The organism is Streptococcus sp. ALY_208, from assembly GCF_058314295.1.
Window position 1 is genome coordinate 471,994 of record NZ_JBZFUI010000001.1, and the last position, 9,124, is coordinate 481,117.

The following is a 9,124-nucleotide window of genomic DNA, read 5'->3' on the forward strand; positions in this document are numbered from 1 at the left end:
TGTGAAATTACGACATCAACTTATACCTATAGTTGTTCTCTTTTTGATCGCACTAGATCAATGGTCCAAGTATTGGGTTGTCGATAGGATAGCCTTGCAGGGTGAGCGTCCCTTTTTACCTTTCGTATTTCATTTGACCTATGTTCGAAATTATGGCGCAGCTTTTTCTATTTTACAGAACCAGCAGTGGTTTTTTGCACTAATGACGCTTTTGGTGATCGGTGCAGCTGTTGTCTACCTCTGGTACCACAAAGATGGTTCTCTTTGGATAGTTTCTAGTCTGATTTTGATTATAGCGGGTGGTTTAGGAAATTTTATCGATCGTTTACGTCTTGGCTACGTGGTCGATATGATTGAATTAGATTTTATAGACTTTGCTATTTTCAATCTGGCTGATAGTTTTTTAAGTATTGGTGTAGTGGTGATGCTGATTGCCCTATGGAAGGAAGGTGACCATGCAAGTAACAGTTAATGAGTTTGAAGGTGTTCGCCTTGATAAAGCACTGGCAGATTTGACGGAGCTATCGCGTTCTCAGGCTAATGATGCTATCAAGGCAGGGACTGTCTTGGTCAATGGTCAGGCTAAAAAGGCTAAATATGCTGTTAAGCTAGGAGATATTATTACCTACGAAGCACCTCAAGAGGTTGTTTTGGAATATTCAGCACAAGATATCCCTCTAGATATTATCTATCAAGATGATGATGTTGCTATTATCAATAAGCCTCAGGGAATGGTGGTTCACCCGTCAGCTGGTCATAGTTCTGGTACCTTAGTTAATGCGCTGATGTTTCATATCAAAGATCTTTCATCCATCAATGGTGTGGTCCGTCCTGGTATTGTTCATCGTATTGATAAGGACACGTCGGGGCTGTTGATGATTGCTAAAAATGATCAGGCTCATCAGAGATTAGCTGAGGAATTGAAGCAGAAGAAATCCTTGCGTAAGTATGTTGCTATAGTTCACGGTAATTTACCAAATGATAGGGGGGTGATTGAAGCTCCTATTGGTCGCTCAGAAAAAGATCGTAAGAAGCAGGCTGTAAATGCCAAGGGAAAACCTGCTGTAACCCATTTTAAGGTCTTAGAGCGATTTGGCGACTATACTTTGGTTGAGTTACGATTGGAAACAGGACGTACGCATCAGATCAGGGTTCATATGGCTTATATTGGCCATCCTATTGCAGGAGATCCTTTGTACGGTCCCAAAAAGACTCTGAAGGGGCAAGGGCAATTTCTTCATGCCAAAACGCTTGGTTTTACCCATCCATCTACCGGTGAGGAGTTGGAATTTTCTGCAGAACCGCCTAGCATTTTTCAAGAAACTCTAGAAAGATTAAGAAAAGTCTGATCTAAGCTTGATTTGATAGTCATTATCTGTTACAATGTGTTAAATGAATATGATCCTTTAATCCGGTCCAGAGAGACAGGCAAGGAGTCACGATATTAATGAGGTAAGGGTGAGTTGTACTCTGACCTTGATTTTGTGTAATCTCCTTGTGAAAGCAAGGAGATTTTTTCATAATTTATTGAAGAGGAAGCTGTCGTATGAAAGTAAAAGAAATTGTAGATGATGTGACAATGAAGCGTGCTATTACACGTATCACCTATGAGATTATTGAGCGGAATAAAAGTCTAGAGAATGTCGTTCTGGCAGGCATCAAGACTCGAGGGGTCTATATTGCTCGTCGCATACAAGAGCGCCTTAAACAGCTTGAAAATGTTGATGTCCCTGCTGGAGAGCTTGATATTAAGCATTTTCGTGATGATATTAGGGCTGAGGAGGATACGACAACAATGCCTGTGGATATTACAGGACGTGATGTGATTCTAGTAGATGATGTCCTTTATACTGGACGCACTATCCGAGCAGCCATTGATAATCTAGTCAGTCTGGGGCGTCCAGCCCGGGTTAGTTTAGCAGTCTTGGTTGATCGAGGCCATCGTGAATTACCAATCCGAGCGGATTATGTTGGAAAAAACATTCCGACTAGGTCTACCGAGGAGATTACGGTGGAGATGACTGAGGTCGATGGCAGGGACTGTGTCTTTATCAGTGAATCGAAATAAAAAAGGGGATACTATGAATAAGCTTGCTTATGATATATCTGATAGGCCTAAAGCAGGGTTGCTTCTTGGACTATCACTGCAACATTTATTTGCTATGTTTGGAGCAACTGTCTTGGTTCCTATTTTAGTCGGGATTGATCCAGCTATAGCTTTATTTTCAAGCGGTTTAGGTACTCTTGTTCACTTATCAGTTACTAAGTACAAGATCCCGGCTTATATGGGCTCTAGCTTTGCCTACATAGCGACTATGCAGACATTGATGAAGACTGATGGCATGCCAGCTGTCGCTCAAGGGGCGATAGCTGGTGGCTTAGTCTACTTAATCGTAGCTATTATTGTCAAGTTTGCTGGTAAGAATTGGATTGATAAAGTTTTGCCACCGATTGTTGTTGGACCTATTATCATGGTTATTGGGCTTAGCCTAGCAACATCAGCCGTCAATGATGCTATGACAAAAGATGGTAATTACAGCGGTATCAGCTTGCTTGTTGCCATGGTCACCCTGTTTTCTGTTATTGCATTTAACCTTTATGGTAAAAAGATTGTGGCTGTTGTTCCCATATTGCTAGGGCTTATTGTTGGTTACGGCTTTGCTATTGTGGTAGGAGCAGTTAGTGGCCACCCCTTAGTTGATTTCTCAGGCGTAGCTCAGGCATCCTGGCTTGATCTACCTGATTTCCATATTTTCTTGACAAAGGGTCATTTTAAGTTTTACCCCAGTGCTGTTTTAACCATGGCACCGATTGCCTTTGTAACTATGACAGAACATTTTGGACATATTATGGTGTTAAATAGCTTGACGGGACGAGATTTCTTTAAAGATCCTGGTTTGGAGCGTACTCTGACAGGAGATGGTCTGGCGCAGATTGTTGCTGGGATTTTTGGGGCACCGCCTGTAACTTCTTATGGTGAAAATATCGGTGTTATGGCCCTTAATAAAATTTTCTCCGTTTATGTGATCGCAGGGGCGGCAATTCTGGCTATAATCATGAGTTTTGTTGGTAAGGTTTCAGCCCTCTTGCAGTCAATCCCATCGGCCGTTTTAGGTGGTGTTTCTATCGCTCTCTTTGGTGTTATTGCCGCCAGTGGACTGAAAATTTTGATCGAGAATAAGATCGATCTGGATAATAAGAAAAATCTTTTTATTGCTAGTGTTATCTTGGTTTCAGGTATTGGCGGTTTGACCTTGAAAATTACAGGTCTTGAAATCACTAGTGTGGCATTTTCAACATTACTAGGAATTATTCTGTACCAAATTTTACCAGAAAAGGAATGATAGCATGGTTGTTATAAATGAAGGTGTCTCTCTAAAGCATCTGGTCACAATGGAAACTTTGACGAACGAAGAAGTCCTAGGATTGATTAAACGAGGAATTGCCTTTAAATCTGGTCAAGCTCAAATACAGTTAGATCGACAGTATATGGCAGCCAATCTCTTTTTTGAAAATTCGACTAGGACGCATAAGTCTTTTGAGGTTGCTGAAAAAAAGTTAGGATTGGATGTCATTGACTTCGATGCCAAAACTAGCTCTATCAATAAGGGTGAGACTCTCTATGATACTATCTTAACTATGTCAGCCCTGGGAGTGGATATCTGCGTAGTTCGACATAATCAGGACGATTATTATAAAGATTTGATTGATAGTCGGAGTATTCAGGCGTCTATCATTAACGGTGGTGATGGATCGGGTCAACATCCTAGTCAGAGTCTATTGGATTTGATGACTATTTATCAGGAATTTGGACATTTTGATCGTTTATCTGTTGCTATTGCTGGTGATTTAACGCATTCGAGGGTTGCTAAGTCCAACATGCAAATTCTCAAGCGCTTAGGAGCCCAGCTTTACTTCTGCGGTCCCAAAGAGTGGTATTCTAGTGATTTTGATGTTTATGGGCAATTTGAGGCTATCGACGCTATTGTTGATAAGGTAGATGTTCTCATGCTTCTAAGGGTTCAGCATGAGCGTCATGATGGGGCTAATAGTTTTTCGAAGAAGACTTATCATCAGCAGTTTGGTCTGACAGAGGATCGCTACAAGCGCATGAAAGACAGTGCTATCATTATGCATCCGGCACCTGTCAATCGTGATGTTGAGATTGCAGATCAATTAGTTGAAGCTCCAAAATCAAGGATTGTGGCCCAAATGCAAAATGGTGTATATGTTCGTATGGCGATCATTGAAGCTATTTTGAATGGTAAAACTTAGCTTCATATACGCCTGTAGGTAGTTGAGATAGAGTGAAAGGAAATTATATGGTAAAGAGATTACTTATTTTAGAAGACGGCACTATTTTTGAAGGTCAGGCTTTTGGTGCTGGTATAGATGTTACAGGTGAGATTGTTTTTAATACTGGGATGACTGGTTATCAGGAATCTATTACAGACCAGTCTTACAATGGACAAATTTTGACTTTCACTTATCCCTTGGTAGGTAACTACGGGATTAACCGTGACGACTATGAGTCTATTACACCGACTTGTAAGGGAGTTGTGGTATCTGAGCATGCTCGTTTAGCCAGTAATTGGCGCAACCAAATGTCTTTGGATGAGTTTTTCAAATCAAAAAATATTCCTGGAATTTCAGGTATTGATACGCGTGCATTGACTAAAATTATTCGTCAGCATGGTACGATGAAAGCGACTATTGCTAATGATGGTGATAGCCTCGATCACCTTCAGGATCAATTACGTGCGACAGTACTTCCAACTAACAATATCGAGCAAGTTTCTACCAAAACAGCTTATCCAGCCCCTGGGGTAGGCAAAAATATTGTCTTAGTAGACTTTGGACTTAAACACTCCATTTTACAAGAATTTTCTAAACGCCATTGTAGCGTAACAGTCGTTCCTTATAGCACGACAGCTCAAGAAATTTTGCAATTAAATCCAGACGGTGTTATGCTTTCCAATGGTCCTGGAAATCCGGAGGATGTACCAGAAGCATTGGAGATGATTCGTGGTATTCAGGGTAAAATACCTATTTTTGGTATCTGTATGGGTCATCAACTCTTTAGTTTAGCTAATGGTGCGCAAACTTATAAGATGAAGTTTGGTCACCGTGGTTTCAACCATGCGGTGCGTGAGATTGCTACTGGTCGTGTTGATTTTACTAGTCAAAATCATGGCTATGCTGTTGATCGTGAGACACTGCCGGATTGTCTAATGGTAACTCATGAAGAAATCAATGATAAGTCGGTCGAAGGTGTGCGTCACAGGGATTATCCAGCTTTTTCAGTTCAGTACCATCCAGATGCGGCGCCGGGTCCACATGATGCCAGCTATCTCTTTGATGAATTCCTTGAATTGATAGATGCTTTTAAATTAGAGCAAGCTAGTCGCTAATATTTAATGCTGTCCTGAGAGACACAAATGATAGAAAGGAGAAGATACAAGGTGTTCGACTTAGGTCGAGCGCATTCCAGATTTTTGCTAGGTTATCCTCTAAAGCATTCCAGATGGATCAATGTTTAGGTGATTATCAAAGATTCTAGGGAATTTGTATCATAAGTTATGTCAAAACGTTTAGATATTAAGAAAATTATGGTTATTGGTTCTGGTCCTATTGTTATCGGTCAGGCTGCAGAGTTTGACTATGCTGGAACTCAAGCCTGTCTGGCTCTACGTGAGGAGGGTTATGAAGTTGTTTTGGTCAACTCTAATCCAGCGACCATTATGACCGACAAAGAAATTGCTGATCGTGTTTATATCGAGCCTATTACGGTAGAGTTTGTTACGCGCATCTTGCGTAAGGAGCGCCCAGATGCTTTGCTGCCAACACTTGGTGGCCAAACTGGGTTAAACATGGCGATGGAGCTTTCTAATTCTGGTATTTTGGATGAGCTTGGTGTCGAGCTATTGGGGACTAAACTATCGGCTATTGATCAGGCTGAGGATCGTGACCTCTTTAAGCAATTAATGGAAGAATTAGACCAACCAATTCCAGAATCTGAGATTGTTAATACGGTGGATGAGGCTCTCGATTTTGCAGATAAAATTGGTTATCCTGTTATTGTTCGTCCAGCTTTTACGCTTGGCGGTACTGGTGGAGGGATGTGTGCCAATGAAGAAGAGCTGCGTGAAATAGCTGAGAATGGATTGAAACTCTCCCCTGTTACCCAATGTCTGATTGAGCGTTCGATTGCTGGTTTCAAGGAAATTGAATATGAAGTGATGAGGGATAGTGCTGATAATGCCTTAGTAGTTTGTAACATGGAGAACTTTGACCCAGTTGGAATTCATACAGGTGATTCTATCGTTTTTGCTCCAACGCAAACGCTCTCTGATATTGAAAATCAGATGTTGCGCGACGCTAGTCTAAAAATTATTCGTGCTCTTAATATCGAGGGAGGATGCAACGTTCAGTTAGCCTTGGATCCTAATAGCTTCAAATATTATGTTATTGAGGTTAATCCACGTGTGTCTCGTTCATCGGCTTTAGCTTCCAAAGCTACGGGTTATCCTATTGCTAAGCTAGCAGCGAAGATTGCCGTTGGTTTGACATTGGATGAGATGATTAATCCAGTTACAGGATCAACTTATGCCATGTTTGAACCAGCTTTGGACTATGTTGTTGCTAAACTTCCACGCTTTCCATTTGATAAATTTGAAAATGGTGAGAGACTTTTAGGCACTCAGATGAAGGCTACTGGAGAGGTTATGGCTATTGGGCGTAATATTGAAGAGAGTCTGCTCAAAGCTTGTCGTTCTCTTGAAATCGGTGTGCATCATAATGAGATCCCTGAGTTGGCTCATGTTACTGATGATGCTCTCTTAGAAAAAATTGTTAAAGCTCAAGATGATCGTCTATTCTATATTTCTGAGGCAATCCGAAGAGGATTTACGATTGAGGAAATTGCAGAATTGACTAAGATTGATCTCTTATTCTTGGATAAGTTGCTGCATATCTCTGAGATTGAAGATCTGTTAAAGACTTCCATCAATAATATCGATGCTCTCAAAGAGGCTAAGCGTTTTGGTTTTGGGGATCGTAAGATTGCCGAATTATGGAATATCACCGAAGCAGACATTCGTGAGTTGCGCTTGAATAATGGCATTGTTCCGGTGTATAAGATGGTGGATACCTGTGCTGCAGAATTTGAATCCTCTACACCCTATTTTTATTCAACTTATGCTTTTGAAAATGAGTCTATCAGGACCGAAAAGGAGTCTGTCATTGTACTTGGTTCTGGCCCTATCCGTATCGGTCAAGGGGTTGAGTTTGACTATGCAACCGTTCACTCAGTTAAGGCCCTTCAAAGAGCTGGCTATGAAGCTATTATTATGAATTCAAATCCAGAAACTGTCTCTACAGATTTCTCTGTTTCTGATAAGTTGTATTTTGAGCCTCTAACCTTTGAGGATGTGATGAATGTCATAGATTTGGAGCAACCTAAGGGGGTTATCGTTCAATTTGGGGGGCAAACTGCTATCAATTTGGCTGAACCTCTTTCTCAAGCAGGTGTTGAGATCCTTGGTACTCAGGTTCAAGATTTGGATCGTGCTGAAGATCGTGATCTTTTTGAACAAGCTCTTAAGGATTTGGATATTCCACAACCTCCTGGACATACGGCAACAAATGAAGCAGAAGCCATAGAAGCCGCCCGTGAGATTGGTTTTCCTGTCTTGGTTCGTCCATCATACGTTCTTGGTGGCCGTGCTATGGAAATCGTGGAAAACGAAGAGGATCTACGTTCTTATATGCGCACAGCTGTTAAAGCCAGTCCAGACCATCCTGTACTTGTAGATTCTTATTTAGTAGGAAGAGAATGTGAAGTTGATGCTATCTCTGATGGTAAAGATGTACTGATTCCAGGTATTATGGAGCATATTGAGCGGGCAGGAGTGCATTCCGGAGATTCCATGGCGGTTTACCCACCCCAAACCTTCTCGCAAGATATTATTGATACGATTGCGGACTATACCAAGCGTTTAGCGATTGGGCTTAATTGTATTGGTATGATGAATATTCAGTTTGTTATCCATGATGAAAAGGTTTATGTCATTGAGGTCAACCCACGCGCTAGTCGTACGGTACCATTCCTATCTAAGGTTACGGATATTCCGATGGCGCAGGTGGCGACCCAGTTGATTCTAGGTCAGAGTCTAGCTGATCTGGGTTATAAGGATGGTCTTTATCCAGCAAGTTCAAATGTCCACGTTAAAGCTCCTGTCTTCTCCTTCACCAAGTTAGCTAAGGTTGATAGCCTTTTAGGACCTGAAATGAAATCTACTGGTGAAGTCATGGGATCAGATAGGACGCTTGAAAAGGCACTTTATAAGGCATTTGAGGCTAGTTATCTACATCTTCCTACCTTTGGAAATGTCATTTTTACTATCCATGATGACACTAAGGAAGAAGCTCTTGATTTGGCTATGCGTTTTGATGCTATTGGTTATGGTATCTACGCTACTTCTGGAACTGCCGAGTATTTTGAGGCTAATGGACTCAACCCGATCCTAGTTAATAAGTTAGGAGAAGATGATGCTAATGATATTCCAGCCCTTCTTCGCAAGGGTCTTGTACAGGCGATTGTCAATACTGTTGGGACTAAGCGTACTGCTGATGAAGATGGACAGACTATACGCAGTGCCGCTATAGAAGCAGGTGTCCCTCTCTTTACAGCATTAGATACCGCAGATGCTATGGTTCGTGTGCTAGAAAGTCGTAGTTTCACGACACAAGCAATATAAAGTTCATTTACTAGTCATTTAGCCCAGCTGTTGTTATATATAGCATTAGACATTGTTTTGTTAAGGTAAATTGCTCAGTCCCTTAGTCTAATGATAAAGCCAATGATTATCTTTATTGAATTTTTCGATATTGATAGGATTAATGACTGTTTTTTCTATTGATAGAAAATAAAATGGTGTCAAGAAAAAAACTGTCAATCGAAATTGATAATGTCTTGAAAAAATCGGTCAGATAAGTGAAAATTGGTTATAATAGTGGTTGAGAGGTATTCCTCTCATGTTTGAATTCTTCATAAGATTTTCCGATTTTATGAAGGTATTGCTTGAAAGATGCAAGTTTCCACGGATGGGATTGTGGTGGAATA

Annotated in this window: 7 protein-coding genes; all 7 read left to right on the forward strand. The window is 41.0% G+C overall.

From position 1 onward, the window contains the following. Position 1 precedes the first annotated feature (1 nt). Positions 2–472: a signal peptidase II gene (gene lspA, locus AC4HAI_RS02320; protein WP_491078463.1), complete on the forward strand. Its 471-nt coding sequence runs from the start codon at positions 2–4 to the stop codon at positions 470–472. Further along, complete coding sequence (locus tag AC4HAI_RS02325) at positions 456–1,349, forward strand: RluA family pseudouridine synthase (protein WP_491110263.1); 894 nt, start codon at positions 456–458, stop codon at positions 1,347–1,349. The genes lspA and AC4HAI_RS02325 overlap by 17 nt, the downstream gene beginning before the upstream one ends. Positions 1,350–1,546: 197 nt before the next feature. After that, positions 1,547–2,068, forward strand: coding sequence for a bifunctional pyr operon transcriptional regulator/uracil phosphoribosyltransferase PyrR (gene pyrR, locus AC4HAI_RS02330; protein WP_491078465.1), 522 nt, complete (start codon positions 1,547–1,549; stop codon positions 2,066–2,068). Between the two features lie 13 nt (positions 2,069–2,081). Beyond that, positions 2,082–3,344: a uracil-xanthine permease family protein gene (locus AC4HAI_RS02335; RefSeq protein ID WP_491110264.1), complete on the forward strand. Its 1,263-nt coding sequence runs from the start codon at positions 2,082–2,084 to the stop codon at positions 3,342–3,344. Positions 3,345–3,348: 4 nt separating this feature from the next. Further along, entirely contained in the window at positions 3,349–4,275 is a 927-nt protein-coding gene (locus AC4HAI_RS02340; RefSeq protein WP_491078467.1) for an aspartate carbamoyltransferase catalytic subunit, read from the forward strand. Between the two features lie 47 nt (positions 4,276–4,322). After that, positions 4,323–5,411 (forward strand): carbamoyl phosphate synthase small subunit, encoded by a 1,089-nt coding sequence (locus tag AC4HAI_RS02345; protein WP_491078468.1) that lies wholly within the window; start codon positions 4,323–4,325, stop codon positions 5,409–5,411. 168 nt (positions 5,412–5,579) lie between these two features. Beyond that, entirely contained in the window at positions 5,580–8,759 is a 3,180-nt protein-coding gene (gene carB, locus AC4HAI_RS02350) for a carbamoyl-phosphate synthase large subunit (protein WP_491110266.1), read from the forward strand. The last annotated feature ends 365 nt before the right edge of the window (positions 8,760–9,124 follow it).